The organism is Bradyrhizobium sp. STM 3561, assembly GCF_045571455.1.
Taxonomy (GTDB): Bacteria; Pseudomonadota; Alphaproteobacteria; order Rhizobiales; family Xanthobacteraceae; genus Bradyrhizobium; species Bradyrhizobium vignae.
In genome coordinates this window covers 6,912,323-6,939,015 of the sequence record NZ_CP120695.1, presented here as the reverse complement: position 1 = coordinate 6,939,015, position 26,693 = coordinate 6,912,323, and the positions used below count along the sequence as shown (strand labels likewise).

The window sequence follows — 26,693 nt, the reverse complement described above, 5'->3', positions numbered from 1 at the left end:
GGATTGCCGGGTCAAGCCCGGCAATGACGAGTTGAGATGACCCCCTCCCGCATTCATCGCCTGACGTTGACGCATTTTCGCAATTATCGGGCGGCGGGGCTCGAGACGACGGCTGACGTGGTGGCGCTGGTCGGGCCGAACGGGGCGGGCAAGACCAATTGCATCGAAGCGATCTCGTTCCTGTCGCCGGGCCGCGGTCTGCGCCGCGCGACGCTGGAGGACGTCGCCGACAACCAGGGCGACGGCTCCTGGGCGGTGTCGGCGCAGGTCGAGGGCGCGCTGGGGCTCGCCACGCTCGGCACCGGGATCGATGCGCCGCGCGCAGATGGGCCGGTCAGCCGGCGCTGCCGCATCGACCGCGAGCCGGTGGGGTCGGCCAGCGCCTTCGGCGACCACATCCGCATGGTGTGGCTGACGCCGGCGATGGACGGGCTGTTCATGGGGGCTGCGTCCGAGCGGCGGCGCTTCTTCGACCGCCTGGTGCTCGCCATCGACAGCGAGCATTCCAGCCGGATCAACGCACTCGAGCGCTCGCTGCGTTCGCGCAACCGCCTGCTGGAGACGCGCAATTACGACGACCATTGGTGCGACGCGATCGAGCGCGAGACCGCCGAGCTGGCCGTCGCAGTCGCGGCAACACGCGGCCAGACCGCGGCAAGGCTCACCGGCATGCTCAACGCACGCGCGCAAGAATCGGCGTTCCCGTCGGCGCAGATCGCGCTCGACGGCTGGATGGAGAACGCGCTGCTCCAGGAGACCGCGACGTCGGTCGAGGACCGCTACCGCCAGATCCTGCGCGACAACCGCCCGCGCGATGCGATCGCCGGTCGCACCACCGACGGTCCGCATCTCACCGACCTGCAGGTCGTCTACGCGCCGAAAAGCATGCCCGCGCGCGACGCTTCGACCGGCGAGCAGAAGGCGCTTCTGATCGGCCTCGTGCTCGCGCATGCGACGCTGGTCGCCGAGATGACGGGCATCGTGCCGCTGCTGCTGCTCGACGAGGTGGTTGCGCATCTCGACCCGAACCGCCGCGCGGCGCTGTTCGAGGAGCTGAAGAAGCTCGGCGCGCAGGTGTGGCTGACCGGCGCGGATCCTGCCGCCTTCACCGAGATCGGCGCAGGGGGCGAAGTCTTTGACGTCGAGAGCGGACGAGTCTCGGCCCGAAGCTAGACCGCCGCCTTGAACCCGCCCGTTTGCGGCCGCGACTAGTTTTTTGAGCGCGCGGCGGCGATGGCGTCGCGCGCGATATCGTGGAGAGAAAGATGCGGACGGTAATGACCGGGGCGCAAGCCCCGGCACGATGGCTGGCGTTTGGGTGCGGCCTCTGCTTTCTCGCGATCTGCATGCTCGCGGCGAGCGCCGGAGCCTGGGTGTCGCAGCTGCCGCCGCTGTTCTCGGCCGGGCTCACGCCGGATCCCGCGACCAAGCTGCCCGCGCCGACCCGCTACAGCTACAGGGGAATCCACACCACCGTGGTGAGCGGCATCGAAGCGCCGCTCCGTACCAGGCTGGAAGCGACCGTCCCCTTCGATCTCGGCGACGTGCTCGCCTTCTACCGCGCCGAACTCGGCAAGCTCGGCTGGCAGGAAAAGCCTGACGGCGCGGTGATCGCCGCCGATCACGTCGAGCTTGCCTTCGCCTCACCGCTCGGACCGGCGCGGCTGGAGCTCCACCGCAAGGACAACAGCACCGCGATCGAGCTCGTGCAGAAGAATTCGGATACGGCGACAAAGGCGAACGTCATGCCCGAACCCGGCCAGGCCAAGGTGGTGTTCAGCAATATCGGCGAGACGGAGGCCGCGCTCACCATCGACGAGCGGACCATCATCCGCGCCCGCGGCGCCAATGCCGTCGCGCTGGACCTGCCGGCCGGCAAATATCCCTACGAAGTGAACGTGCCCGGGCATCCCGCCCATACGAACACCCTCGTCATCGCGGCCGGCGACATCTGGGAGCTCACGGTCGGACGCGACGGCGATGCGTGGTCGCCGCTGCATCTGTATTGAGCCCGTCTCGATCCGCGGGCAGTGAGACGCGCAGCGTGAAATCTCTCACCCCGGGGGCGCGGAACCAGCCTTCAGCCCCGCAAAATCCACGCCCTTTCGAGGCCCCGAACGGGCCCTCGAATCGCGCTTTTTGCAGTGCCGGAAACCGCCCTCCAAAAGCCTTGAAAACCGGCCCAAAAACCCTATCTGCTCAAAGGGTTGCCGGAAGATACTTTGCGCTAGGCGCAAGCGGTCTTTCATGGCACAAATAACCTCGCAAATCAGCGCCTTTTGCGCCGCTGATTCGGGCGACATCTCGAAGGCCTCTCATGACAGAACCTGCTCGGCAGCATGCTGCCGAAAACGAGCCCTCCACCGCGAGCGAATACGGCGCGGAATCGATCCGCGTGCTCAAGGGTCTCGACGCCGTCCGCAAGCGTCCGGGCATGTATATCGGCGACACCGACGATGGCTCGGGCCTGCACCACATGGTCTACGAGGTCGTCGACAACGCGATCGACGAGGCGCTCGCGGGTCATGCCACGCGCGTCGACGTGATCCTCAACGCCGACAATTCCGTCACCGTGCGCGACGACGGCCGCGGCATTCCCGTCGACATCCACAAGGGCGAAGGCATCTCGGCGGCCGAGGTCATCATGACCCAGCTGCACGCCGGCGGAAAGTTCGACCAGAACTCCTACAAGGTCTCCGGCGGCCTGCACGGCGTCGGCGTCTCCGTCGTCAACGCGCTGTCGAGCAAGCTGATGCTTCGCATCTGGCGCGACAACAAGGAGCACTATATCGAGTTCGCCCATGGCGACGCCGTCGCACCGCTCAAGGTGGTCGGCGAGGCACCGGGCAAGCGCGGCACCGAGGTGACGTTCCTCGCCTCGACCGAGACCTTCAAGAACATCGAGTACGATTTCGCTACCCTCGAGCACCGCCTGCGCGAGCTCGCCTTCCTCAATTCCGGCGTGCACATCGCCCTCTCCGACATGCGCCACGCGGTCGAGAAGCGCGAGGAGATGTACTATTCCGGCGGCGTCGAGGAGTTCGTCAAATATCTCGACCGCAACAAGAAGGCGCTGGTGCCCACGCCGATCATGGTGCGTTCGGAAGCCAACGGCATCGGCGTCGAGGCCGCCTTGTGGTGGAACGACAGCTACCACGAGAACGTGCTGTGCTTCACCAACAACATCCCGCAGCGTGACGGCGGCACCCATCTTGCCGGTTTCCGCGGCGCGCTGACGCGCCAGGTCAACGGCTATGCCGAGGCCAATGCCAAGAAGGAAAAGATCGCGCTGACCGGCGACGACTGCCGCGAAGGCCTCACCGCCGTTTTGTCGGTGAAAGTGCCCGATCCGAAATTCTCGTCGCAGACCAAGGACAAGCTGGTGTCCTCGGAAGTGCGTCCCGTGGTCGAGAACGTCCTCAACGAGGCGCTCCAGGCCTGGTTCGAGGAGCACCCCTCCGAGGCCAAGATGATCGTCGGCAAGGTGATCCAGGCCGCCGCTGCCCGCGAAGCTGCGCGAAAGGCGCGCGAGCTGACGCGCAAGAGCCCGCTTTCAGTCTCCTCGCTGCCCGGCAAGCTCGCCGACTGCCAGGAGAAGGATCCAGCCAAATCCGAGCTCTTCATCGTCGAGGGCGACTCGGCAGGCGGCAGCGCCAAGCAGGGCCGCAACCGCGAATTCCAGGCGGTGCTGCCGCTGCGCGGCAAGATCCTCAACGTTGAACGGGTCCGTCCCGACAAGATGCTGTCGTCGGAGCAGATCGGCACCCTAATCACCGCGCTCGGCACCGGCATCAGCGACGAGTTTTCGGTCGAGAAGCTGCGCTATCACAAGATCATCGTGATGACGGACGCCGACGTCGACGGCGCTCACATCCGCACGCTGCTGCTCACCTTCTTCTACCGGCAGATGCGCGACATCATCGACGGCGGCTATCTCTATATCGCCCAGCCGCCGCTCTATAAGGTCTCACGCGGCAAGTCCGAGCAGTACCTGAAGGACGAGCGAGCGCTGGAAGACTATTTGATCGACGCCGGTCTCGATGACTGCGTGTACATCCCCGGCACCGGCGGCGACCGTTCCGGGCGCGATTTGCGCGCGCTGGTCGACGACGCCCGCGTCGTCCGCAGCATCCTGCGCAACCTTCACAGCCGCTATAACCGAAAGGTGGTCGAGCAGGCCGCCATCACCGGCGTGTTGAACAAGGACATCTACGGCGATCCCGAGAAGGCCGCTGCGGCCGCGCAATACATCGCGAGCCGGCTCGACAACCAGGCCGAGGAGGTCGAGCGCGGCTGGGTGGGACAATTCGTCGAGGGCCAGGGTTTCGTGTTCGAGCGCACCGTGCGCGGCGTCAAGGAAGCGGCTGTGATCGACGATGCGCTGCTCGGCTCGGCCGAGGCGCGCAAGCTCGACGAATATACGACCAGGCTCCAGGACGTTTACGCCCGCTCCGGCAAGCTGCGGCGCAAGGACAATGAGCACGTGGTCCACGGCCCGGTCGATCTGTTCGAAGCCGTGACCGACGCTGGCCGTAAAGGCATCACGCTGCAGCGCTACAAAGGCCTCGGCGAGATGAACCCCGAGCAGCTCTGGGAGACCACGCTCGACACCGAGGCACGCTCGCTCTTGCAGGTGAAGGTCAAGGAGGTCGACGAGGCCGACGACATCTTCACCAAACTGATGGGCGACGTGGTGGAGCCGCGCCGCGACTTCATCCAGGAACACTCGCTGAGCGCGACGATCGATATTTGAGGCCGGGTTGGCTTGGTCGGAGCCAACCACGGATGCAGATCACCTGATCGGCGCGCTGATCCTGATCGCGACCCTCTATGTGATCGGGAATATCGTCGGGCTGTTTTGAGGGCCGCTTCCACAAGCTTCATCCTCATCCTGAGGAGCCCGCGAAAGCGGGCATCTCGAAGGATGGCCACAGGCGAATAGGGGCCTGCATGGTTCGCGACGCGCGTTCCGCGCTCCTCACCATGAGGGATCAGCAGCTTCGCCTGGGCTCACGGATCGGCTACGAACCACCGCCCAGCACAATTGCTCCGGCGCTCAAATCTCTGTAGTTTCCGCCCGAAACAGCCCTCCCCACTCCATCAGGACAGCGAGAATCCATTTGGCGCCCATCCAATATATCGTCGAGGGCGGTCACCGGCTCTCGGGCTCGATCGAGCCGTCCGGCAACAAGAACTCGGCGCTTCCGATCATCGCCGCCGCCCTGCTCACCGAGCATCCGGTCACGCTGGAGAACGTGCCGCGGATCCGCGACACCGAAACACTGGTCGAGCTGATCCGCTCGGTCGGTGCATCGGCGGAATGGACTGCCCGCAATACGCTTCACATCCATGCCAAGAGCATCCGCGCCGCCGATCTCGATCCCGAGCTGTGCGTGCGCATCCGTGCCTCGATCCTGCTCGCGGGGCCCCTGCTCGCGCGCTGCGGCGAGGTGATGCTGCCGCCACCGGGCGGCGATGTCATCGGCCGCCGCCGTCTGGACACCCATGTGCTGGCGCTGGAGCAACTGGGGGCCAAGGTCACCGCGACCGACCGGCTCGAGTTCCGCGCGCCAAAGCTCGCCGGCGCGGACGTGTTTTTGGACGAGCCGAGCGTCACCGCGACCGAGAACGCGCTCGTTGCAGCGGTCGCTGCCGAAGGCGTCACTTACTTGCGCAACGCCGCCTCCGAACCGCATGTGCAGGACCTCGCCAACTTCCTGGTCGCGCTCGGCGCGAAAATCGAGGGCATCGGCACCAACACCATGACCATCCATGGCGCGGCGACGCTGGGGGAAGCGAGCTACAGGATTCAGCCCGACCACATCGAGGTCGGCTCGCTGATCGGACTGGCCGCGGTGACGCGCTCGCCGCTGCGCATCACGCGCGCCGGTGTCGAGCATCTGCGCTCGATCCGCATGGGTTTCGAGCGACTCGGCATCGTCTGCCGAATCGAGGGCGATGACCTCATCGTGCCCTCCAATCAGACATTGAAGATCCAGGACGATTTCGGCGGCCATGTGCCCAAGCTGGAGGACCAGCCCTGGCCGGCCTTCCCGGCCGACCTGATGTCGATCGCGATCGTCACCGCCACGCAATGCGAGGGCGTGATCCTGATGTTCGAGAAGATGTTCGAATCGCGGATGTTCTTCGTCGACAAGCTGATCGCGATGGGCGCGCGCATCGTGCTCTGCGACCCGCACCGCGCCATCATCGCCGGCCCCAGCCGCCTGCGTGGTGCGCCGATGACCTCGCCCGACATCCGCGCCGGCATGGCGATGCTGCTCGCCGCCGTCTGCGCCGAGGGCACCTCCACCATCAACAACGCCGACCAGATCGAGCGCGGCTACGAGCGCATCGAGGAACGGCTGAATGCACTGGGCGCGAAGATCAAGCGCGTGCCGGAAAGGAAGAGCTGAAGGCTCTTTCTTCATTCTCCCCCTGTGGGAGAAGGTGGCGCGAAGCGCGCAATATCGTAGATTCCATGGGCGGTGACTCCTGTTGGGTCCCGGCTCGCGCTTCGCGCGTCCGGGACACGTGGGCCATGTTTTCGACGTGTGGCCGTGCTATTGACCGGCGATGCTCGACACCGTGCAACATCATTCGCAGCCGCAGGCCGGCGTGCCGCCAAATCATCTCGCCGAAGAGTTCGTCCAGACGCTGCGCCTCGCCGTGCCGATGATGCTGACGCAACTCGGGCAGATCGCGATGATCACGACCGATCTCGCGATGATCGGCCACCTCGGCGAGAGCGCAGTGGCCGCGGCGGCGCTGGCGCATACGGTCTATTTCGTCAGCTTCACCTTCGGGCTCGGACTGATGTCCGCGGTGTCGCCGCTGGCCGCGCAGGCGTTCGGCGCCGGCGATATCCGGCGCATCCGCCGCTCCCTGCGCGTCGGCCTCTGGGCCGCGCTCTTGATCTCGCTGCCGATGATGGCCTCGCCGCTCTATGGCGAGCAGATCCTGCTCGCACTCGGACAAGTGCCACAATCCGCCGCGCTGGCGCAGCGCTACCTGAACGGCCTCGCCTGGGGAATCGCGCCGGCGCTGGGCTTCATCGCGCTGCGCAGCATGATGAGCGCGGTGAACCGGCCGCAGGCGCCGCTCTGGATCACGGTGGCGGCGATCCCGGTCAACGCCGCGCTGGTCTACGCCCTGATCCACGGCCTGTTCGGCCTGCCGGAGCTCGGCCTGTTCGGCGCGGGGCTTGCGACCACGCTGGTCAATCTCGGCACCTTCCTCGCTGCGCTCGCCATCGCGGCATGGCGAAAACCCTTCGCCGGCTATCATCCCCTCGCCCATCTCTGGCGGATCGACTGGCCGCTGATGCGTCAGCTGGTTGCGGTCGGCGCGCCGATCTCGTTTTCCCTGCTGCTGGAATACGGCCTGTTCTCCTCGGCCGCGCTGCTGATGGGGCTGATCTCGACCACGGCGCTCGCCGCGCACCAGATCGCGCTCCAGGTCACCGCCGTGCTGTTCATGGTGCCACTCGGCATCGGCATGGCCGCGACGGTGCGGGTCGGTCATGCCTTCGGCCGCCGTGATCCGGCGGCGGTGAGGCGCGCAGGGCTCGCCGCAGCCGTTCTCGGTGTCGCGCTGGTCTTCGCGCTGACGATCGCCATCGTGATCGGGCGCTATCAGCTCGGCCGGCTGTTTTTCGGCGGCGCCAGCGAAAGCGCGGCCACCGTCGAACTGACGGGGACGCTGCTCCTGGTCGGCGCCACCTTCTTCATCGCCGACGGCCTGCAGACCATCATGGGCGGCGCGCTGCGCGGCATCAACGACACCAGGATGACACTGCTGTTCGCGGCGATCGGCTATTGGGGCGTCGCCTTTCCCACAGGCTGGATGCTCGCGTTCCACGCAGGGTTGGGCGCGATCGGCGTCTGGATCGGCTTCTCGATCGGCACATTCGTCTATGCCGGGCTCCTGGTCTTGCGCTTCCGAATGCTGACGCGCAGATTGGTGGAATGAAGGGGACGGTCCACGAAGTCACGCCTGAGGTCGATGCCAATGCATTGCTGCCCGGCGCGCAGTTCATCGACGCGTTTCGCGTCGAGATCGGCGCGGCGGCGGTCGATGCCCGCCAGGCCTGCGTCCGGATGGTGCTGCACGGGCCGCGCTGGGTCGACGGTCTGGTGCACCTGCGCAACATTCTGGTGACGCCGTTCGGGCTGAAGACCTCGGGCGAAGGCGCGCCGGCGCCGCACGGCCTGATCGGCCTTTTTCCGGTGGTGAGCGAGACGCCGGAGCGGCTCGTCGCGGGCTTCAACGATTCTCATCTCGACTTCCGCCTCGTCGTCGACGTGACGGGCGATGCCGCGAGCCGCCGGGTGACCTCGACCACGCTGGTGCGCACGCACAATCTGCTCGGCCGCACCTACCTCGCCCTCATCACGCCCTTCCACAAGCTCGTGGTCCGCGGCATGATGGGACGGATCGTGGAGCCGGCCCGTTAAAGCGCGATGAGATTTGGATGAATCGTCATCGCGCTTTAGCTTGTTGTTTACGCATGATCTTTCCGGAAAACCGCTTCGCACTTTTCCGGATCATGCTTTAGCTTACTCCGCCACCCGCGCGGACTTGTTGCGCGACGCCTCCGACCATTCGCCGACGACGCGATCGAGATCGCACAGATTCTGGTGCATCTGCTCCAGGGAGAAGCCGAGGGCGAAGAAGCGCTCGGCGGTGTCGCCGGGCTGGCCGCGGATCAGGCCGTCCTGGCGGACAGAGGCGACCGCTTCGGCGTAATGCTGGAGCGCGAGGTGGACGGGATGGATCGGCGGCGCGCCGGCGCCTTCGCGCAAGGCGGCAGCGGCCGAGCGCAGGAAGCGCGCGATCACGGTCGAGACTTCCGTGAGCGGGCCCGATAGGCGCGTCTGCACCTCGATCGGCAGTGGCACGACAGTCGCTCGGCCAATCATCACGACGTCATGGCGCAGCCGCAGGATCGTTCGCAGCAACGGGCCGGTGTCCGGGCCGCTCGACAGGCGCGCGGCGCGCTCACGCTCGGCTTCGGAGCCGATCGCATTGAGGCTGACCATGGCCGTGCCGATGCCGTCCTGGATCCGATGCAGCGCGTCATTGTCGCGACCACGGGTGAGACCCGCGAGCAGCTCGGTGAAGGCATCAGCGATCAATTCGAGCAGCGTCGCCGCGCTGGCGCGGATCTGCCGCACCGCGCGCGAGGGCAGCACCAGGAAGGAGACCAGCAGACCCGTTATGGCACCGACCGCGACCTCGCTGACCCGATCGATCGCCGAGGTCATGGGATCGGAGTGATGCATGGTCGGAACCAGGAGCACGATCACTGCGGTGACCGTGGCCGCGCTGAGGCTCGGATTGATCGCAGCGATGAAGGCGAGCGGAGCGACCGACAGCACGAGGAGGCCGAGAAGGCCGGCTTCGCTGGAATAGGGGATCAGGATCGCAATGGCACCGCCATAGACGGCGCCGCCGATGGTGCCGAGCATGTAGTCGCGCGTTGCCTTCAGCGAGCGGCCAACGCTCATCTGGGTCACGATCAGCGAGGTCAGCACCGCCCAGAGCGGCAGCAACAGATGCAGGGCGGTCGCGATCGCATAGGCGGCTGTCGCGGCCACCGTGACCCGGATCGCCAATCCCAGCTGGGTCCGCCGCGACCGGATGCGAGCGAACAGCGCTTTTGCGAATGCCATCGGCGGAAGTCTCGATCCTCTTGAAGCCAAGCAAAAGCATGGCTGATGCCCGCGGCCGCAAGGCCGCTTGAAAGGCCAAATCAGCCCGCTTAACTTGCGCGCCAAACGAGGAAACACGATGGCCCACGAAACTGCAACGCTCGCCGCGTACGTCTTCAACCTGAAATACCAGGATATTCCGGCGGAGGTGCTGGAGCGCGCCAAGGTGCTGACGCTGGACTTCCTCGGCAGCGCGATACGGGCTCGGCGCCAGGCCGAATCGACCCCGTCGATGCTGAAGATGCTGGAGGCGCTGGCGCTCGACACCAAAGGCGAGTCCACCGTGTTCGGCGACACCAAGACCTGGACGCCGGCGGTCGCGGCCCTGCTCAACGGCGCGCTCGGCCATTCCCTCGATTTCGACGACACCCACGCCGATTCCTCGCTGCATCCGAGCGCGCCCGTGGTGCCGGCCGCCTTCGCCGTCGGCGAGATGGTCGGGGCGTCGGGACGCGACGTGCTGACGGCGATCGTCGTGGGCTATGAGGTCTGCTGCCGGCTCGGCAACGCGCTCGACCCGACCTCGCATTACGCGCGCGGCTTCCACCCGACCGCGACCGCCGGCACTTATGGCGCCGCTGCCGCGGCAGGAAAGCTGTTCGGCCTCAGCGAGAAGCAGCTGATCGCCGCGTTCGGCGTTTCCGGCAGCCAGGCCGCGGGCTCGCTGCAATTTTTGGTCAACGGCGCCTGGAACAAGCGCTACCAGGTCGGCGCGGCCGCGATGAACGGCGTGATCGCAGCGACCCTGGCACGCAACGATTTCGTCGGCGCGACCGAGTCAGTTGAGGGCAAGCACGGCCTGCTCGCCGGCTACACCGACGACGCCCATCCGCAAAAGGCGGTGGCCGATCTCGGCAAGACCTATGAAACGATGAAGATCGGCGTAAAGCCCTATCCGAGCTGCCGCTACACCCATGCCGCGATCGACGCGCTGATCGCCATGCGGCGCGAGCACAATCTGACGCCCGATCAGGTCAAGCGTGTCGAGATCGGCCTGCATCGCAACGGCATCACGCTGACCGGCGATGCCGCGACCAAGCGGCATCCGCGCTCGATCGTCGGCGGCCAGTTCTCGATGTTCTTCACCGGCGCGCTCGCGCTGGACCAGGGCTCGTTCGGCTGGGACGATTACAACCGCCTCGGCGATGCCGCCATCGACGCGCTCGCCGACAAGTTCGACGTGGTGCAGGACGACCGGCTCGAGATCGGCCGCACCCATCCGTTCGGCGCGCGCGTGAGCATCACGACGGACGACGGCGTTCACGAGCGGCTCTATGCCGATCCGTCGGGCGAGCCGACCTCGTTCCCGGACACCCAGGCGATGCAGCAGAAATTCCTGACACTGGCCCGCCCGGTGCTGAACGCACGCGCGGAGAAGTTTGCGGATGCGATCATGACGCTGGAGCGATTTGATCGCGTGGCGAAGGCGACGGAATTGGGGAGGTAGAAGCTAAGCCGCAGCCGCATCTTACCCTCCCCTGGAGGGGTCCGGGACGAGCGTAGCTCGCCCGTGGGTCGGCACGCGATCGAGCGAAGCGAGATTGCGTGACGGGGTGGGGTGATCCCTCCACTCGGGCACTGTTCGTCGCGGAGAGACCGTCACCCCACCCCGCTCGCGCTGCGCGCGATCGACCCTCCCCCTCCAGGTCCCCTCCAGGGTAGGGCTATCGCATATGGGCGAGGGCGGAGAGAAGGAAGTCATTATTCCATCTGGCTTGGAGCATTTTGTGGCTGATGCGGGCAGGACCGGGCGTTGCCTGCAGGGTATTGATGGCCAGCTTGCGGATGAGGGCGAGATTTTCGGCGGCGTGATCTTTGCGGCTGCGGCAGGCATCTTCGTCGAACAGAACGTCGAGAACCCAGTGCAGGTTGTTCTCGATGCTCCAGTGAGCACGCACGACCTCGAGCAGCTTTTTGGCCGACAGCAGGCGCGAGGCGAGGAAGTATCGGACCGTATGCTTGGCGGTCTTGCCAGAGTTTGCGCGCCAGCTGTCGATGCGACCGACTGCGGCGATAGCGGGGAAGTCGTATTGCTTCGCCAACTGAGGAGCCGGCGCGACGATGGCCTGCCGGCGCTCGGCGCGACCGTGGGCAGTGGCTCTTCGTTGACTCGCTCGCGCGGGCTTTCGGGCTGTATCGACCAACGTCTTGGCGGCCTTGAAGAGCCGGCCACGGTTACTCTTGATGGCTAACACGTAGTGCCCCTTCCGATCGAGGATGGCCTGCGCGGTATCGGGCCGGCAATGCAAGGCGTCGGCGGTGACAAGAGCCCCGTCCAGATCGAGCAGCGCGAGAACTTCGAGAGCCCCGGCAACCTCGTTGCGGTTGGGAGCCTTTCTCTGAGCCAGCGCCATGCGAGTGCCTGCGGCCCAGACATTGACCATATGCAGCGGCGTGGCCTGCCGGCCCCGCGTGTAGGCCCCGCGCAGCGCCTTGCCGTCGATGCTGACCACCCCTTGATGCCGAAGCCCTTGCTGAATTTGCGCAAAACCGCTTCCAGCCCCTTCGGATCCAGCGCACGGAAGACGTTGCTGAACGTATCGTGGCTCGGAATGCCGTGCCTGAGCTCCAGGAAGCGCCGCAACAGCTCCTCGCGGCCTTGGCCAAAGAACTCGAACTCGGTGCAGGTCTTGGCGCCAGCCAGCGTCGCCGCCAAGGCGATGACGAGGATCTCCACAAGATCATGTCGGGTGTTGCTGGCGCGCGGGTCCTTGAGCGGTCGAAACAGGCGCTTGAGCTTGCGCATTCAGGTCTCCCTCTGGAATCGAGAGACACCCAAAGAATCCAGTTCCAACCGCTTGGCAACACCCTGCCAGCACCATATGCGATTCCCCTACCCTCCAGGGGAGGGTAAGAAGCGGCGCGGTCCGCTCTTCTCAATCCGCCCCCGCCAGCTTCCCCTTCTCGCGTGTCGCCGCGACCACATCGTGCACGAGATCGAACACGCCGTCGGCTTGCGGCGGCCAGTTCGGCGAGCGCCCCATGCGCACGATCACCAGCTGCTCCGACGGAATCACGATGGTGTATTGCCCGATCGTGCCCTTGGCGAAGAAGGCATCGCGCGGCCAGCCGTGCTCGACGCGAAAATTTGCGCCAAAGCTGTCGCCCTGGTTGGTCCAGAAGCCGGCGCCGATGCCGACCCACGCATTCGGCGTGGCCCTCGACGAATAGTTCACCCACCCTTCCGGCAGGATGCGCTTGCCGCCGGCGACGCCGCCATTGAGATAGAGCTGGCCGAAGCGCGCCCAGTCGCGTGCGGAGGCCAGCATCTCGCTCGATCCCTCGATCGTGCCGGCGCCGTCGAGCTGGAGCACGACACGACGCATGCCGAGCGGGGCGAACAATTCGCGGCGCGCAAAGGCAAGCGCATCTGCGGGACTGCCGCCGGCCGCAGCACGGATCAGATGCGAGAGGATGAGCATATTGCCATCGTGGTAATTCCACGCCGCGCCCGGTGCGGTCTCGAGCGGAATGGTCTCGGCATAGGCCACCATGTCGGTCTCCACGAACTTCATCCGGTTGACGGGCTCGAAGGCCGAGCCGAGCGAGGCTTGCAACGAACTGCCGAGCGCAAGGCCCGCGGTGTGACGCAGCAGCTGATCGACGGTGATGGCATGGCGCGGATCATCGGGGTTCTTCCAGGCTGCGATCGACGCAGGCCCCTCGAGCTTCAGCTTGCCCTGGCGCACCAGCACACCGATCAGCGCCGATATCACCGACTTTGTCATGGAGAAGCCGAGCAGCGGCGTCTCCGGCCCGATGCCATCCGCGTAGCGCTCGGCGATGATACGGCCGTCCTTCATCACGACGATGGCACGGGTGCGGCGGTAGGGCGGCTCTGCGGGTTCGGTGAAGGCACGGTCGAGCGCGGCGGCGAGTGAGGGGCTTTGCGGCGGCACGATCGCGGGACCGGCGATCTCGGGTAGCAACGCCGGCCGTTTGTCGTCAGGCAACCGTTCGACGGCAGTCATGCCAGCGCCATGTTCGAGCGTGCAGCCGAGTCCCTCGCGGTAGACGGCGTGGCTGCGGCCGAGGCCGAACAGCGTCACCGTGACGTCCTTGCGGACGCTATCGACCCTGTAGTCCATCGCCCAGCTGATCAGGCTGGTCCCGGGCATGGCATCGGTGGTCTCGGCGAAGTTGCGTTGGGGATCGAGGCCGGAGACGAACGTCTCGGAGCAGAGAATGTCAGCGACGAAGCCGGTCGCGACCTCAGGCAAGTCGCGGGCCCGGGCGGCGCCGAGCGCAAGGCCGGCTGCGGCAATGGTGGTGGCGAGGAGGACGATCTTGCGGCGGCGGGTCACAGGCTTTCTCCGGCTGGGGCGTATGGCGGGAGGAAGCGGAAGGCGGGCGGTGGACTCTCGCCGGATTCGGAAAATGGGCTGGCCTAAAACTGAACGAGACTGGCCGGTTCTGGAATAAGTCAGTTATTTCAGAGTAATACGAAAAATGCCGCCGCAGCTGCGGTGGCCTCCCCGGGGAGAGGCGAAGCGGGCGCGTCACGCCGCATTCACCTTGAGCCGCCGGTATTCCGTCGGTGTCACGCCGGTGACTGCTTTGAAGGCACGGTTGAATGGACCCAGCGACTGGAAGCCGGCATCCATGGCGATGGTGATGATTGGGACTTCGGCCTGGGCGGGATCGGCGAGCGCGGCCTTGGCTTCCTCGATCCGGTGGTTGTTCAGAAACACATTGAAATTGCGATAGCCGAGCCGCTGGTTGATCAGCCGGCGCAACCGGTATTCGGGAATCTTGAGCCGGGTCGCAAGCACGCCGATGGTGATGTTCTCCTGGCGATAGACGCGCTCCTCCGCCATCAGCCGCATCAGGGCATCGATGAGCTTCTGGTCGGCGGATTCATCGCCCCTCGCGGGTTGAGGAAAAATTGCCGGCGCGGACGTTGACGCCGGAAACAGATCGGCGCCGTCGATGCGCATCATCGCACAGGCAATGGCCGCAACGATGCAGGCGAGCACACCGGCGTTGATCGTGTTGGCGACATCGCCTGCACTGCCGGCAGCAAGGATCTGAAGCAGCGCGTTCAGCCCGCCATAGAGCGCGGCGGCGCACACGATGAAGGCGCGCACGCGACGGCGACGCTCGACCAGATCGGCGGACCACGATCGGATGGTCTGCGCCACCGCGAGCGCGATGAAACCGAGCACGATCAGATTGACGACCGTCACCGAGAACCGCGCGTTCCCGCCGGGCGCGATCCACAGACACCCGACCAAGCTGAAGGCGGTTACCGCAGCCCAGATCAAACCGTGCCACCAGCGCAACCGAAAGGCTTCGTCGAACAGCCCACGCGTGAACAGCCAGAACACGACGATATTGCCGGTCGACAGCGCGATCAGCGGCGCGTGCCAGACCGGAACGAGCGACGACACGCCGATGGAATAGCTCGCCGCATGCGCCGCCGAGCCGAGCGCGAAGGCCGCGCCGAGGCGGGCTGCCAGCACGTTGCGGAAATCGGAGAGCAATGACACCGCCAGCACAAGCAGCAGCGCGACGCCGGCAGCGCGAAAGGCGAGCTCGGTTGCGGCAAGGGTCATCGGATGGTTCGATTTTGACGTGGTTGGAAGCAGCCGAACATCGTTCGTTGTGCCCGGTTTTTCAAGGACCATCCGCATGCCATTGTTGTAGCGGCATCCACCGCTGTCATCGCCCGGCTTGGTTGACCGGGCGATCCAGTACTCCGACACGTCAGTGATTGAATCGATGGCTGCGGCGTATTGGATGCCCCGGTCCCGGCTCCGCCAAGCTACGCCGGGCCTACACGCGCTCGGCCGGCGAAGCTTCAGCGAAGACGGCAAGCCGGGGCATGACAGCGGAATTTGAGGAGCGACCTTTGCCGCGACGACGATGCGAAACCCTGCTAGGCTCCCGCTCAACAAAGTCAAAAAGGAGTCCACCCATGAGCTGGCAGCCCTCGAACGACCCCGTGCTCGGCGATCCCATGTCCTGCGATGCGCTCGATCTGGTCATCGTGCCTCGCACGCGCGATCTCGGCGACGGATTTGCGGTGCGGCGCGCGCTGCCGCATGGCAAGCGGCAAATGGTCGGGCCCTTCATCTTCTTCGACCATTTCGGCCCGGTCCAGTTCGTCTCCGGCAAGGGCATGGACGTGCGGCCGCATCCGCATATCGGGCTCGCCACCGTCACCTATCTGCTCGACGGCGCGATCATGCATCGCGACAGTGAGGGCAACGTCCAGGAGATCCAGCCTGGCGCGATGAACCTGATGACGGCCGGGCGCGGCATCGCGCATTCCGAGCGCACGCCGGATGCACAGCGCGCCTCGGGCCAGAAGATGCTGGGACTGCAAAGCTGGATCGCGCTGCCGGCCGGATCGGAAGAGATCGCGCCGTCGTTCCAGCATTATGCAGCGGGCGACTTGCCTATGATCTCCGAGCGCGATTTTACCGCACGCGTGATTGCGGGCTCGTCCTTCGGCATCGCCTCGCCCGTGTCGATGGTCTCGCCCTGGTTCTACACCGAGGTCACGGCGGTCGCGGGCGCGACGGTGCCGCTCGATCCTGATCATGAGGAGCGCGCGATCTATCTGGTTGACGGCGAGGTCGAGATCGCGAACGAACGTTACGAGGGGCCGCGGCTCCTGATCTTCCGACCCGGCGATCGCATCACCGTGAAGGCGCTCGAGGCGACGCGGATGATGTTTCTCGGCGGCGATGCATTGGAGGGCCCGCGCCACATCTGGTGGAATTTCGTCTCCTCCAGCAAGGAGCGGATCGAGCAGGCCAAGCAGGACTGGAAAACCGGCCGCTTCGCCGCAGTTCCGCAGGAACACGAGTTCATTCCGCTGCCGGAATAGGCTAGGCTGCGCCATCCGGCGCGTCCGGACTCTCTGCCCGAAGGCCATGTCTGCAAAGACTTGCCTGCAAAGACTTGCCTGCGAAAGATCTGCCGATGACCACCATGCTCTCCAGCGACCTGCCCCTGCCCAAGATCGGACGCGGCAAGGTGCGCGATATCTACGCCGTCGATGATGACCGCCTGCTGCTCGTCACCACCGACCGCATCAGCGCCTTCGACGTGGTGATGGGCGAGACCATTCCGATGAAGGGCGCGGTGCTGACGCAAATCAGCGCGTTCTGGTTCAATGAGCTCGAGGGAGTGGTGCCGCATCACATGATCAGCGCCGATACCGACGAGATCGTTGCGGCCGTGCCGGCGTTGAAACCGCATCGCGCCGAGATTCTCGGCCGCGCCATGCTGTGCAAGCGGACCACCGTGTTTCCGATCGAGTGCGTGATCCGCGGCTACCTCTCGGGCTCCGCCTGGAAGGAATATGCCGCCAGCGGCACGCTGGCGGGCGAGGAGCTGAAGGCCGGCCTCGTCGAGAGCGAGAAGCTGGAGCCGGCGATCTTCAGCCCGGCGACCAAGGCCGAGACCGGCCATGACGAGAACATCACCATCGCGAAGATGCGCGCGGTGGTCGGCGACGAGGTTGCCTACACGCTGGAGAGCATGACGCGGGCGATCTACACGCTCGGCGAGGAGCTCGCCCGCGAGCAAGGCATCATCATCGCCGACACCAAGTTCGAGTTCGGCCGCGACAAGGACGGCCGCATCATCCTGATCGACGAGGTGATGACGCCGGATTCCTCGCGCTTCTGGGCTGTCGATTCCTACAAGCCCGGCCAGCCGCAGGCGAGCTTCGACAAGCAGCCACTGCGCGACTATCTCGACGTCGAGCGCCGCGCCGGCCGCTGGAACGGCGACGCCCCGCCACCGCCACTGCCGGCGAGCGTGGTCGAGGCGACCAGCAAGCGGTATCTGGAAGCGTATCGGCGCGTGACGGGCAAAGAGCTGAAGATTTAGGTCCGGCTGTCGTCACTCACTCCTTCATTGCGAGGAGCCCTTGCGACGAAGCAATCCAGGCTGTTTCCGCTCGCGGATTTACGAATCCGTGGAGCCGCCCAATGCGGCCGCCATCCAGCACCGCCATTTCGATGCCTGTGGCAGCGGGTGTTGTAGCCCCCGGCGCTGCCAGCCTCCAGCCGAACAAGACCTGATCGTGATGCGCGTTCACGGGACCTGCGAGCGTGAAGCGCAGGTCCGGGACCCTCGCTTGCAAGGCTTCCACCAAGTGTTCGATTGCATTCTTTCCTGCGACCGAGTCATTCGGATCGATATAGGCGCAGGCATCGTTGAAGACCGAATCGATCAGCCGCCGGCGTTTCCCGGCATCTCGTTCGTTCCACACCGCGATGTAGTCCTGAACGAGTTTTGTCACCTGCGCGCTCATGTTACTTTCTTTCCATATCCATGCCGTGCCACCTACGAAAGTGTGTCACGAACCATCGTGTCCAGGCTGCTCGCGGTGACGCCCAGCAGTTTCTCGGTCTCCCCGGCATCGAGCAGAAGCGGCTTTTCGAACAGATAGGCCATCTCGATCCCTTCGCCGAAGCCGATGCGTTCCAGATCGGTCGCGGTGAGCCGAAGCAAATCCGGAACGTCAATCTTCAGCGCGACCGCGAATCTTCGCACGAGCTCGCGCACGGACGCGGACTGCGACGGCACGTGAAAGGCGCGGCCCCATTCTCCGGTGAAGCGCGACGCCGCGATCAGCGTCCTCGCCGTGTCCTTGGTGAACGTCCAGGCGTGGGCCACATCGGGATCGCCGAGGAAAGATACCGGCTCGTTCCTGAGCAGCGACGGCAGGGCCAGCAGCGAGAAATACGCAACCGCATCCTTGCCCAGATAGTCGCTCGCGCGGACTTCGATGGCGGGAACGTTCGATCGCAACGCACGCTGCCACATGATGTGCCGGGTCGTGCCCTTGCGGCTGGTCGGGTCCGGCTCGAGCTCCGGAGTGAGAGGACTAGCGGCCGCGGCGCCATAGCCATAGAGATTCCCGACTACGAGCAGTTTGGCGCCAACCTGCTCGGCCGCCTTGACGGTTCCGTCCATGATCGGGAAGAAATCGGTTGGCCATCGATGATAGGCCGCCATAGCGCACATGAAGATCGCATCCGCACCCTTGCCGAGAGCCGCCAGTTTCGCGGCGTCGGTGGCGTCGCACGAAACCGTTCGGACGTCTCCGGCATCGAGCGATCCGGCATTCCTGCTGGTCAGGATGACACTATGCCCTTCCTCCGCCAGAAGGCGCGCGGTTTCGCGCCCGACAGGGCCGGCTCCGACGATCACGTAATGACTCACTTGGCATCCTCATTGTCACGAATGACGGATGAGTTCTTTGCCGTCGGCGCGGTTGAAAATCGCGCACGATGCGCCAAATATCGAACACGTTCCGCCAAGATCTGGAGCCCGGCCCATGCGAGCGAGACCGAGTTCGGCGCCAACATCAGCCGGCGTCGCCGCCGCTGCCAGGCGGACCGAGCCTGATGCCGTTGCGCTCGAGCCGATCGGCGACCATCGGATCATCATCCATCTCAGCCCCGCGACGCGCTCGTTATGCATCGAGACCGGGGACGAGTTCCTGCGTCAGGCCGGCGACATCGATGTGATTCCCTCTGGTGCGTTCGGCGGCTTCGTCGCCGAGACACCCTACCAGTCGCTTCAGATTCGGCTGGCGCCGAGCATGCTCGACCATGCTGCAGCAAGGAGCCGGCAGCCGGCATCTGCCCGCCTCGCGCATCATCACATGCTGCGGAATGACCGCATCGTTCTGCTTGGACAGGCCCTCGAAAGCGACATCAGGGCAGGCTCGCCGAGCGGCCCGCTATTTGCCGAAAACGTTGGCATGGCCCTGGCGGTCGAATTGCTCAACCTGGCGAACGATCCGCCAGGTGACCCCATCCGCCTCTCGGACGCGCAGCTCCAGAGAGTCCTCGCCTATATCGACGCAAATCTCGACCAGCCGCTCACCATTGACATTCTCAGCCGCGAGGCCGGCGTCAGCAACTCACATCTGCGGACCTGGTTCAAAGCGGCGATGGATGTCACGATCCATCGCTACATCCTGAGAAGGAGAGTGGAGCACGCACGTCGGCTTCTCCTTCAAGGCAACCGCAAACTAAGCGATATTGCCGCCGAAGCCGGCTTTGCCCACCAGTCTCATCTGGCGAAATGGATGCGGCACGAGCTCGGATATAGCCCCAGCGAACTGCGTCGAAGCAGGAATTGATCGAGCGAGGCCCCTAGACCCCGCCATCATCGCGTATTTGATCTCGACATACTCTTCCATACCGTGACGCGAGCCTTCGAGGCCAAGGCTGCTTTCCTTGACGCGGAGGCGCTTTGCGCGACCCTGCGATATCGCCTCCATTGATCCAGATCAAACCGGGAGCCAACGATAAGAGAAAGCTGATCACCTCGGCTTGATACAACAACGAGGGAGATCGCCATGACGCTGGTCGGCACCAAGCGAATGTTACTTTTTGCAGCCGTCCTGAGCTGCGGAATTTTCGGCTCGACCAACTGGTCAAACGACGCCGGCATCGCGCTCGGCGTTCCGAGCGTTGAAGCCAGGGTCGGCCGGCCGGCAACCCCCGTGAGCGTTGCTGGCGTCGCCCGTCGAACCACGCGACGCGCGGTCGTGGGGGGAGCGGCGGTGGGTGCGGCGGCTGCCGGCGCGGCATGCGTCCGTGTCTATGTGAACGGCGCCTACGTCTGCCGCTGATGCGATTCGCGCCGGCACACTCAAATCGCCGGCGCGCATCTCGATTGCCGCTTAGACCCCCGCCATCATCACGTATTTGATCTCGACATATTCATCCATGCCGTGATGCGACCCTTCGCGGCCCAGGCCGCTTTCCTTGACGCCGCCGAAGGGGGCGACCTCGGTGGTGATGAGGCCGGTGTTGACGCCGACCATGCCAGACTCCAGCGCTTCGGCGACACGCCAGACGCGGCCGAGATCGCGGGAATAGAAGTACGAGGCGAGGCCGAACGGCGAGGCGTTGCACATCGCGATGACGTCGGCCTCGTCCTTGAAGCGGATCACGGGTGCGAGCGGGCCGAAGGTCTCCTCCTGCGAGACCAGCGAGTCCGGCTTGACGTCGGCGAGCACCGTCGGCTCGAAGAAGGAGCGGCCGAGCTCGCTGCGCTTGCCGCCGGTGACGACCTTTGCGCCGCGCTTCACCGCGTCGGCGATATGGCGCTCGACCTTGTCGACCGCCTTCATGTTGATCAGCGGCCCTTGCGTGACGCCGCTCTCGGTGCCGTCGCCGATCTTCATCGCCGCGACCTTCTTCGACAGTTTCTGCACGAACTCGTCGTAGATCCTGTCCTGGGCGTAGATGCGGTTGGCGCAGACGCAGGTCTGGCCCATGTTGCGATATTTCGAGACGATCGCGCCTTCGACCGCGGCATCGATGTCGGCGTCGTCGAACACGATGAACGGCGCGTTGCCGCCGAGCTCGAGGCCGAGCCGCTTCACGCCGACCGAGGCCTGCTGATAGAGGATCTTGCCGACCGCGGTCGAGCCGGTGAAGCCGACAAAGCGCACCGCCGGATGCTCGCACAGCACCTTGCCGATCGGCGGCGCGTCACCGGTGATGATGTTGAGCACGCCCTTGGGGATGCCGGCCTTCTCGGCGAGCACGGCGAGCGCCAGCGCCGAGAGCGGCGTCTCGTTGGCGGGCTTGAGCACCACGGTGCAGCCGGCCGCCAGCGCCGGCGAGACCTTTCGGGTGATCATGGAGTTCGGGAAATTCCACGGCGTGATCGCGCCGCAGACGCCGATCGGCTGCTTGATCGCGAGCAGGCGCGCATCGGGCCGCTGCGTCGGGATGGTCTCCCCATAGACGCGGCGAGCTTCCTCGGCGAAGAACTCGATATAGGCGGCGCCGATATCGACCTCACCCAGCGCCTCGGTGAGTGGCTTGCCCTGCTCGGAGGTGAGGATCAGCGCGAGATCCTCGCGGTTGGCGACGATCAGCTCGAACCATTTGCGCAAGATGTTGGAGCGCTGCTTGGCGGTGTGCTTGGCCCAGCCCGGAAAGGCGCGCTGGGCGGCTTCGACCGCCCTGGTGGTATCGTCAGCACCAAGCTGCGGAACCTTTGCGAGCTCGACGCCGGTGGCGGGATTATTGACGGCAAAAACCGGCGTGCCGACCCAGGCACCGTCGATGTAGCAGGCCTCCTTCAACAACGAGGGGTCCTTCAACCGGTCGCGCAGGGAGGCGGTGGCTTGCGGGGCACGTGCAGCGGCAGTCGAGGTCATGGCGTTACTCCCTGAGACGATCGGATCGGCCCGGAATATAGGGACAGGTGGCGCGCAATGCACCGCCCGGCAACGCACATCTGCCGGGAATTATACTGAGAGCCGTGGGTCCCTTGCCTCTCCCCCTGTTCAGACCGGGGAGAGGTGCGGCGTCGCGATCGAGCAAGCAGTCAGGCCGCGCCGCTGATATAGGTCTCGCGGCGACCGATCATGCGCTCGGCCGCGGCCTTGGCGTCCGCCTTCGTGGAGGTCGCGCATGTCCGGTATTCGAGATCAGGCACATGAGAGGTATCCCGACGGCCGAACCAGGATTTTGAGCCGACCGGCAGCAGCGCCAGCGCCTGCGCCAGATTGTCGACGGCGCCGAAGGAATAGAGTGCGCCGGTGCCGGCGATGCGGACCTCGTAAATGCCGGGCGAAATCGGCGCCTCCAGGTTCTCGCCGCGCCCCGGACGGGGATAGCGCTTCCATTCGCTCCAGGTCGAAATCATCTGAGGTCCCCCTCGCCGCCCATCTGCGGCCGGCAACATTTTGCATCAAGTCTTAATCGGCCCATGGATCGGACCGGGTGCTGAACGCGGCAGCTCGCGAAATGTTTCAGGTGTCCGAAAACTCACGAAACATACGCCTGCAGCCCGTCTCAGGTGAGAGCGAATTCCGGCAATCCACCACAGATTGTGAGGGCGCATCACCGTTCAGCCCGTTGTCGTCCTGCGTGGGAACCAAGACCGTCAAGTCACGACATCGCGACCGGCGCAGGACCATAGATGCGCTGGCCGCGCCGGGCATGCAGGAGGACAATCGATCACTTCCAACAATAATCAAACCCTAGGAAACCCCATGCAAAGCCAAGCACAGTCCCGGCCATCCAAGTCTTAGCGGCGCGAGACGTGGCACGTGGATGCCCGGGACAAGGCCGGGCATGACGACCAAGCATGAAGCGCGAGCATCGATCCACATCGCAATGACGGGGAACGAGCCGCGCCTTAAGCCGTCAACCCGCGCTGCTGCGCGAGCTCCTTCAGCGATACAAGCGGACGCGCGCCGATGTGCTGGATCACTTCGGCGGCGGCAAGCGCGCCGAGCTCGCCGCACTGCTTGTAGCCGAAATTGCGCGCCAGGCCGTACAGGAAGCCTGCAGCGAAAAGATCGCCAGCGCCGGTGGTGTCGACCACCTTGTCGACCGGGGAGGCGGGCGCCGCGATGGCGTCTTCCGACGACACCACCATGCAACCCTTCTCGCTGCGGGTGACGACGCCGAGATTGACGTCGTTGCGCAGCTGCTTCAGCGCGGTGTCGAAATCCGAAGTCATGTAGAGCGAATGCAGCTCGGACTCGTTGGCGAAGACGATGTCGACCGTGCCGTTGCGCATCAACGAGAGAAATTCGTCGCGATAGCGGTCGACGCAGAACGAATCCGACAGCGTCAGCGCCACCTTGCGCTTGGCATCATGTGCGATCTTGGCCGCCTTGACGAACGCATCCTTGGCGTTCTTGGGGTCCCAGAGATAGCCTTCGAGATAGACGATGGCGGCGCCGGCGATCTCGGCCGGGTCGATGTCGGCGGGCGACAGGTCCTGCGCCGCGCCGAGATAGGTGTTCATGGTACGCTCGCCGTCGCCGGTGACCAGGATGTAGGAGCAACCGGTGGCGGGGCCATCCTTGGCGGCGGGCGTGTTGAAGGCGACGCCGGCGGCACGGATGTCGTGCACATAGAGATTGCCGATCTGATCGTCCTTGACCTTGCCGACATAGGCGGCGCGTGCCCCCAGACTGGCGATGCCGACGATGGTATTGGCGGCAGATCCGCCCGAGACTTCCGTGGCCGGGCCCATGTCCTTGTAAATGGCCGCCGCACGCGCCTCGTCGATCAGCGACATGCTGCCCTTGGTCATGCCATGCTTGGCCAGAAAGGCCTCGTCGGTCCTGACCAGCACGTCAAAGAGCGCGTTGCCGATGCCGAGAACGTCATATTTCACGTCAGCCATTCACCTTGATCCTGTTTGGCGGATTGCGATCCCTGCGGAAATCCGCTTCCTGTCGGCCTGAAAATCTGAGCTCGCGGCCTATCACGACCGGGCCTTGGCGGGCAAGCAACGGTAATCTCGACGGCAATGATCCGCTCCTTCCTCACCGTGTCGACGGGAACATTGGCCTCGCGGCTGCTGGGTTTTGCCCGCGATTCCCTGATCGCGGCACTGCTCGGCACCGGCGCCGTGGCGGACGCCTTTCTGGCGGCATTTCAGCTCGTCAACGTGGTACGCCGGCTGCTCAGCGAGGGCGCGCTGAACGCGGCGCTGATCCCGGCCTGGCTGCGCGCCCGCGATCGCGACGGGGCCGCGGCCGCATCGGCATTCGCCGGACGCGTGCTCGGCACGGTTAGCGCCGCTCTGATCGCGATCTCGATCGTCATTGCGCTTCTGATGCCGGTGATCATCGCGGTCATCGCGCCGGGATTCCTTGGCAGCGGCACGCTCGATCGCGCGGTGGAGAACGCGCGGCTGATGCTGCCTTATCTCGCCTTCGCCGGTCCCGTCACTGTGCTGATGGGGCTGCTCAATGCGCAGGGCCGCTTCGCGCTGACGGCGTTCTCACCGCTGCTGTTCAACATCGCGCTGATCGCCGCGATCGCGGCGCTGCTCGTCTGGCATGCTGACGCCAGTTTCGCTGCGTGGATCCTGGCGGCCACCGTCGGCATCGCCGGCCTGCTGCAGCTCCTGATGCTGCTGTCGCAGCGAAGCGCGCGTCTTGCGACGCCGCTGCGCGCCAGTTTCGACAAGGAGATGCGCGGCTTCTTCGCCAAGGCGATCCCCGGCATGATCGCAAGCTCGGGCCCGCAATGGCTGATGGTCGCGGGCGCGATCATCGCCTCGGCGACGCCGTCCGCGGTGTCCTGGCTCTATTTCGCCAACCGCTTGATCGAGCTGCCGCTCGGCATCGTCGGCGTCGCCATGGGCACGGTGCTGGTGCCGGAGCTGACGCGCTCCGTGAGTAGCGGCGATCGCGACGCGGTGGCGCATGCCGAATCACGCGCGCTGGAGCTTGCGACCGGGCTGGCGCTGCCGGCGACGCTCGGCCTGATCATGCTGGCGGAGCCGATCGTGCGGCTGTTGTTCGAGCATGGCGCCTTCGGCGCGGAGGACAGCACCGCCACCGCGCATGCGTTGATGTGGCTGGCGCTGGGCCTGCCGGCGCATGTGCTGATCAAGGCGCTATCGCCAGCGTTCTATGCCCGCAGCGACACGATGACGCCGCTGCTCGCAACCGCGATAGGTTTCGTGGTCGCTGTGGTGCTCGCGCTGCTGCTCGGCCATGTCTTCGGCGCCAGCGGGATTGCGATGAGCATCGCGGCCGGCGCCTGGAGCAGCGCACTTTCGCTGCTCCGGAAGGGCACGAGCGAGTTCGGCTTCTCGGTCGATGCGGCCGCCCGCACGCGATTGCCACGGATCGTGCTGGCCGCGATCGCCATGGGGGCCCTGCTCTGGCTGACCACGGGTCTGGTGCCTGTCGAGACCCATGGCGTCATCAAATTCGTCGCGCTGGGCGTGCAGATCGCCGCCGGAATCGCCGTCTACGGCCTGCTGCTGCAAATCCTCGGCGCAGCCTCCTGGCGCGAAGCGGTTAACGCCTTGAAACGACCGGGTCGTTAGAGCGCTCGGCGCCGGCCTCTTCACCTCTCCCGATGGGAGAGGTGGAATTGCCCTTGACGGGGGAGCGCCGCTGTTGGAAACGACGGCCGTGTCTTCCAGGAAAGCTGACCATGCCATTCGTTGAACGGGTCTTTTCGGGCGTCCAGCCGACGGGCAATCTGCATCTCGGCAATTATCTCGGCGCGATCGTCAACTTCGTGAAGATGCAGGAAACCCACAACTGCATCTATTGCGTCGTCGACATGCACGCGATCACGCAAGGCGTCGACGTCTGGGGCGGACCGGCCGAGCTCACGCGCAACACCCGCGAGGTCACAGCGGCGTTCATCGCGGCCGGCATCGATCCCAAGAAGCACATCGTGTTCAACCAGAGCCAGGTCTCGGGCCATGCCGAGCTCGCCTGGATCTTCAACTGCGTCGCGCGCATGGGCTGGCTCGGCCGCATGACCCAGTTCAAGGAGAAGGCCGGCAAGGATCGCGAGAATGCCTCCGTCGGGCTGTTCGATTATCCCGTGCTGATGGCGGCCGACATCCTGCTGTATCGCGCGACCCACGTTCCGGTCGGCGAGGACCAGAAGCAGCATCTCGAGCTCTCGCGCGATATCGCGCAGAAGTTCAACAACGATTTCGGCGATTCCATTCGCGCGCAGGGACACAATGACGGCCTGTTCTTCCCGCTGCCGGAACCGTTGATCACGGGCCCGGCGACGCGCGTGATGAGCCTGCGCGACGGCACCAAGAAGATGTCCAAGTCGGATGCCTCGGACAATTCGCGCATCAACTTGACTGACGATGCCGACACCATCGCGCAGAAGATCCGCAAGGCGAAGACCGATCCGGAGCCGCTGCCGACGGAGGAAAAGGGCCTGGAAGCGCGCCCCGAAGCCGACAATCTCGTCGGCATCTTCGCCGCGCTCTCCGGCCGTTCCAAGGCCGACGTGCTCAGGGATTTCGGCGGCGGCCAGTTCTCCAGCTTCAAGAACGCGCTGGCGGAGCTGTGCGTCACCAAGCTCGCGCCGATCGCCGGCGAGATGAAGCGCCTCGTCGCCGACCCCGGCCATATCGACGCGATTCTGAACGAGGGGTCCGACCGCGCGCGCGCGATCGCCGACGAGACGATGAAGCTCTCCAAGGACATCGTCGGCTTCATCCGCCGGCGCTAGGCGCCGAGGTGCC

21 protein-coding genes and 1 pseudogene are annotated in these 26,693 nt (G+C 65.3%); 13 read left to right on the top strand and 9 right to left on the bottom strand.

Annotation, left to right across the window (positions count from 1 at the left end; translation table 11 throughout):
- The first annotated feature begins 36 nt into the window (after window positions 1-36).
- The 6 genes from recF to P6U28_RS32885 all read left to right on the top strand — a co-directional run bounded on the left by recF (window position 37) and on the right by P6U28_RS32885 (window position 8,456).
- Window positions 37-1,173 carry a DNA replication/repair protein RecF gene (recF, locus tag P6U28_RS32910; protein WP_122400105.1) on the top strand — a complete coding sequence of 379 codons (1,137 nt, stop codon included), beginning with the start codon at window positions 37-39 and terminating at the stop codon, window positions 1,171-1,173.
- A 92-nt stretch (window positions 1,174-1,265) separates the two neighbouring features.
- Window positions 1,266-2,009 carry a hypothetical protein gene (locus P6U28_RS32905; protein WP_122400106.1) on the top strand — a complete coding sequence of 248 codons (744 nt, stop codon included), beginning with the start codon at window positions 1,266-1,268 and terminating at the stop codon, window positions 2,007-2,009.
- A 308-nt stretch (window positions 2,010-2,317) separates the two neighbouring features.
- Window positions 2,318-4,753, top strand: coding sequence for a DNA topoisomerase (ATP-hydrolyzing) subunit B (gyrB, locus tag P6U28_RS32900; RefSeq protein ID WP_122400107.1), 2,436 nt, complete (start codon window positions 2,318-2,320; stop codon window positions 4,751-4,753).
- 367 nt (window positions 4,754-5,120) lie between these two features.
- The gene (gene murA, locus P6U28_RS32895; RefSeq protein WP_122400108.1) at window positions 5,121-6,416 is read left to right on the top strand and encodes a UDP-N-acetylglucosamine 1-carboxyvinyltransferase; all 1,296 of its coding nucleotides are present in this window, start codon (window positions 5,121-5,123) and stop codon (window positions 6,414-6,416) included.
- Between the two features lie 160 nt (window positions 6,417-6,576).
- Window positions 6,577-7,971 (top strand): MATE family efflux transporter, encoded by a 1,395-nt coding sequence (locus P6U28_RS32890; protein WP_407120500.1) that lies wholly within the window; start codon window positions 6,577-6,579, stop codon window positions 7,969-7,971.
- Complete coding sequence (locus tag P6U28_RS32885; protein WP_122400110.1) at window positions 7,968-8,456, top strand: DUF2867 domain-containing protein; 489 nt, start codon at window positions 7,968-7,970, stop codon at window positions 8,454-8,456. The genes P6U28_RS32890 and P6U28_RS32885 overlap by 4 nt, the downstream gene beginning before the upstream one ends.
- Window positions 8,457-8,558: 102 nt before the next feature.
- Here P6U28_RS32885 and P6U28_RS32880 read toward each other — a convergent pair whose 3' ends face one another.
- Window positions 8,559-9,674 (bottom strand): aromatic acid exporter family protein, encoded by a 1,116-nt coding sequence (locus P6U28_RS32880; RefSeq protein WP_122400111.1) that lies wholly within the window; start codon window positions 9,672-9,674, stop codon window positions 8,559-8,561.
- Window positions 9,675-9,792: 118 nt separating this feature from the next.
- On the opposite strand from P6U28_RS32880, the gene P6U28_RS32875 reads away from it, so the two are divergent.
- Window positions 9,793-11,160, top strand: a complete 1,368-nt coding sequence (locus tag P6U28_RS32875) for an MmgE/PrpD family protein (protein WP_122400112.1) — start codon at window positions 9,793-9,795, stop codon at window positions 11,158-11,160.
- Window positions 11,161-11,377: 217 nt separating this feature from the next.
- On the opposite strand, the pseudogene P6U28_RS32870 reads toward P6U28_RS32875, so the two are convergent.
- From P6U28_RS32870 to P6U28_RS32860, 3 genes and pseudogenes are all read right to left on the bottom strand, one after another.
- A pseudogene (locus P6U28_RS32870) lies at window positions 11,378-12,459 on the bottom strand (ISAs1 family transposase).
- Between the two features lie 130 nt (window positions 12,460-12,589).
- Entirely contained in the window at window positions 12,590-14,017 is a 1,428-nt protein-coding gene (locus P6U28_RS32865; RefSeq protein ID WP_407120499.1) for a serine hydrolase domain-containing protein, read from the bottom strand.
- A 195-nt stretch (window positions 14,018-14,212) separates the two neighbouring features.
- Window positions 14,213-15,268 (bottom strand): helix-turn-helix domain-containing protein, encoded by a 1,056-nt coding sequence (locus P6U28_RS32860; protein WP_407120498.1) that lies wholly within the window; start codon window positions 15,266-15,268, stop codon window positions 14,213-14,215.
- A gap of 362 nt (window positions 15,269-15,630) precedes the next feature.
- On the opposite strand from P6U28_RS32860, the gene P6U28_RS32855 reads away from it, so the two are divergent.
- Both P6U28_RS32855 and P6U28_RS32850 read left to right on the top strand, forming a co-directional pair.
- Complete coding sequence (locus P6U28_RS32855) at window positions 15,631-16,548, top strand: pirin family protein (protein ID WP_122400114.1); 918 nt, start codon at window positions 15,631-15,633, stop codon at window positions 16,546-16,548.
- A gap of 95 nt (window positions 16,549-16,643) precedes the next feature.
- The gene (locus P6U28_RS32850; protein ID WP_122400115.1) at window positions 16,644-17,558 is read left to right on the top strand and encodes a phosphoribosylaminoimidazolesuccinocarboxamide synthase; all 915 of its coding nucleotides are present in this window, start codon (window positions 16,644-16,646) and stop codon (window positions 17,556-17,558) included.
- A gap of 16 nt (window positions 17,559-17,574) precedes the next feature.
- On the opposite strand, the gene P6U28_RS32845 is transcribed toward P6U28_RS32850, so the two are convergent.
- Window positions 17,575-17,985 carry a nuclear transport factor 2 family protein gene (locus P6U28_RS32845; RefSeq protein WP_122400116.1) on the bottom strand — a complete coding sequence of 137 codons (411 nt, stop codon included), beginning with the start codon at window positions 17,983-17,985 and terminating at the stop codon, window positions 17,575-17,577.
- Between the two features lie 32 nt (window positions 17,986-18,017).
- Window positions 18,018-18,899, bottom strand: coding sequence for an NAD(P)H-binding protein (locus P6U28_RS32840; RefSeq protein ID WP_407120496.1), 882 nt, complete (start codon window positions 18,897-18,899; stop codon window positions 18,018-18,020).
- A gap of 382 nt (window positions 18,900-19,281) precedes the next feature.
- Between P6U28_RS32840 and P6U28_RS32835 the strand changes: the two genes are divergently transcribed.
- Together P6U28_RS32835 and P6U28_RS32830 are read left to right on the top strand one after the other, a co-directional pair.
- Window positions 19,282-19,827: a helix-turn-helix transcriptional regulator gene (locus P6U28_RS32835; RefSeq protein ID WP_407123133.1), complete on the top strand. Its 546-nt coding sequence runs from the start codon at window positions 19,282-19,284 to the stop codon at window positions 19,825-19,827.
- Window positions 19,828-20,046: 219 nt separating this feature from the next.
- Window positions 20,047-20,322 (top strand): hypothetical protein, encoded by a 276-nt coding sequence (locus P6U28_RS32830; RefSeq protein WP_407120495.1) that lies wholly within the window; start codon window positions 20,047-20,049, stop codon window positions 20,320-20,322.
- A gap of 51 nt (window positions 20,323-20,373) precedes the next feature.
- Here P6U28_RS32830 and P6U28_RS32825 read toward each other — a convergent pair whose 3' ends face one another.
- The 3 genes from P6U28_RS32825 to P6U28_RS32815 form a co-directional block, all read right to left on the bottom strand.
- Window positions 20,374-21,867, bottom strand: a complete 1,494-nt coding sequence (locus P6U28_RS32825) for an NAD-dependent succinate-semialdehyde dehydrogenase (RefSeq protein ID WP_122400120.1) — start codon at window positions 21,865-21,867, stop codon at window positions 20,374-20,376.
- Between the two features lie 170 nt (window positions 21,868-22,037).
- Window positions 22,038-22,358 (bottom strand): hypothetical protein, encoded by a 321-nt coding sequence (locus P6U28_RS32820; protein ID WP_122400121.1) that lies wholly within the window; start codon window positions 22,356-22,358, stop codon window positions 22,038-22,040.
- A 495-nt stretch (window positions 22,359-22,853) separates the two neighbouring features.
- Window positions 22,854-23,855 carry an adenosine kinase gene (locus P6U28_RS32815; RefSeq protein WP_129142336.1) on the bottom strand — a complete coding sequence of 334 codons (1,002 nt, stop codon included), beginning with the start codon at window positions 23,853-23,855 and terminating at the stop codon, window positions 22,854-22,856.
- A gap of 126 nt (window positions 23,856-23,981) precedes the next feature.
- Here P6U28_RS32815 and murJ point away from each other — a divergent pair, with 126 nt between their 5' ends.
- Entirely contained in the window at window positions 23,982-25,517 is a 1,536-nt protein-coding gene (gene murJ, locus P6U28_RS32810) for a murein biosynthesis integral membrane protein MurJ (RefSeq protein ID WP_122400123.1), read from the top strand.
- Between the two features lie 110 nt (window positions 25,518-25,627).
- Window positions 25,628-26,680 carry a tryptophan--tRNA ligase gene (gene trpS, locus P6U28_RS32805; protein ID WP_122400124.1) on the top strand — a complete coding sequence of 351 codons (1,053 nt, stop codon included), beginning with the start codon at window positions 25,628-25,630 and terminating at the stop codon, window positions 26,678-26,680.
- Window positions 26,681-26,693: the final 13 nt, after the last annotated feature.

Excerpts from the sequence above, each read along its gene's own strand:
- recF (WP_122400105.1), top strand. The coding sequence starts at position 37 with ATGACCCCCTCCCGCATTCATCGCCTGACGTTGACGCATTTTCGCAAT.
- trpS (WP_122400124.1), top strand. The coding sequence starts at position 25,628 with ATGCCATTCGTTGAACGGGTCTTTTCGGGCGTCCAGCCGACGGGCAAT.
- P6U28_RS32850 (WP_122400115.1), top strand. The coding sequence starts at position 16,644 with ATGACCACCATGCTCTCCAGCGACCTGCCCCTGCCCAAGATCGGACGC.
- P6U28_RS32905 (WP_122400106.1), top strand. The coding sequence starts at position 1,266 with ATGCGGACGGTAATGACCGGGGCGCAAGCCCCGGCACGATGGCTGGCG.
- murJ (WP_122400123.1), top strand. The coding sequence starts at position 23,982 with ATGATCCGCTCCTTCCTCACCGTGTCGACGGGAACATTGGCCTCGCGG.
- P6U28_RS32825 (WP_122400120.1), bottom strand. The coding sequence starts at position 21,867 with ATGACCTCGACTGCCGCTGCACGTGCCCCGCAAGCCACCGCCTCCCTG.
- gyrB (WP_122400107.1), top strand. The coding sequence starts at position 2,318 with ATGACAGAACCTGCTCGGCAGCATGCTGCCGAAAACGAGCCCTCCACC.
- P6U28_RS32885 (WP_122400110.1), top strand. The coding sequence starts at position 7,968 with ATGAAGGGGACGGTCCACGAAGTCACGCCTGAGGTCGATGCCAATGCA.
- P6U28_RS32845 (WP_122400116.1), bottom strand. The coding sequence starts at position 17,985 with ATGAGCGCGCAGGTGACAAAACTCGTTCAGGACTACATCGCGGTGTGG.
- P6U28_RS32875 (WP_122400112.1), top strand. The coding sequence starts at position 9,793 with ATGGCCCACGAAACTGCAACGCTCGCCGCGTACGTCTTCAACCTGAAA.
- P6U28_RS32880 (WP_122400111.1), bottom strand. The coding sequence starts at position 9,674 with ATGGCATTCGCAAAAGCGCTGTTCGCTCGCATCCGGTCGCGGCGGACC.
- P6U28_RS32855 (WP_122400114.1), top strand. The coding sequence starts at position 15,631 with ATGAGCTGGCAGCCCTCGAACGACCCCGTGCTCGGCGATCCCATGTCC.
- P6U28_RS32820 (WP_122400121.1), bottom strand. The coding sequence starts at position 22,358 with ATGATTTCGACCTGGAGCGAATGGAAGCGCTATCCCCGTCCGGGGCGC.
- P6U28_RS32815 (WP_129142336.1), bottom strand. The coding sequence starts at position 23,855 with ATGGCTGACGTGAAATATGACGTTCTCGGCATCGGCAACGCGCTCTTT.
- P6U28_RS32830 (WP_407120495.1), top strand. The coding sequence starts at position 20,047 with ATGACGCTGGTCGGCACCAAGCGAATGTTACTTTTTGCAGCCGTCCTG.
- P6U28_RS32835 (WP_407123133.1), top strand. The coding sequence starts at position 19,282 with ATGCTCGACCATGCTGCAGCAAGGAGCCGGCAGCCGGCATCTGCCCGC.
- P6U28_RS32860 (WP_407120498.1), bottom strand. The coding sequence starts at position 15,268 with ATGACCCTTGCCGCAACCGAGCTCGCCTTTCGCGCTGCCGGCGTCGCG.
- P6U28_RS32890 (WP_407120500.1), top strand. The coding sequence starts at position 6,577 with ATGCTCGACACCGTGCAACATCATTCGCAGCCGCAGGCCGGCGTGCCG.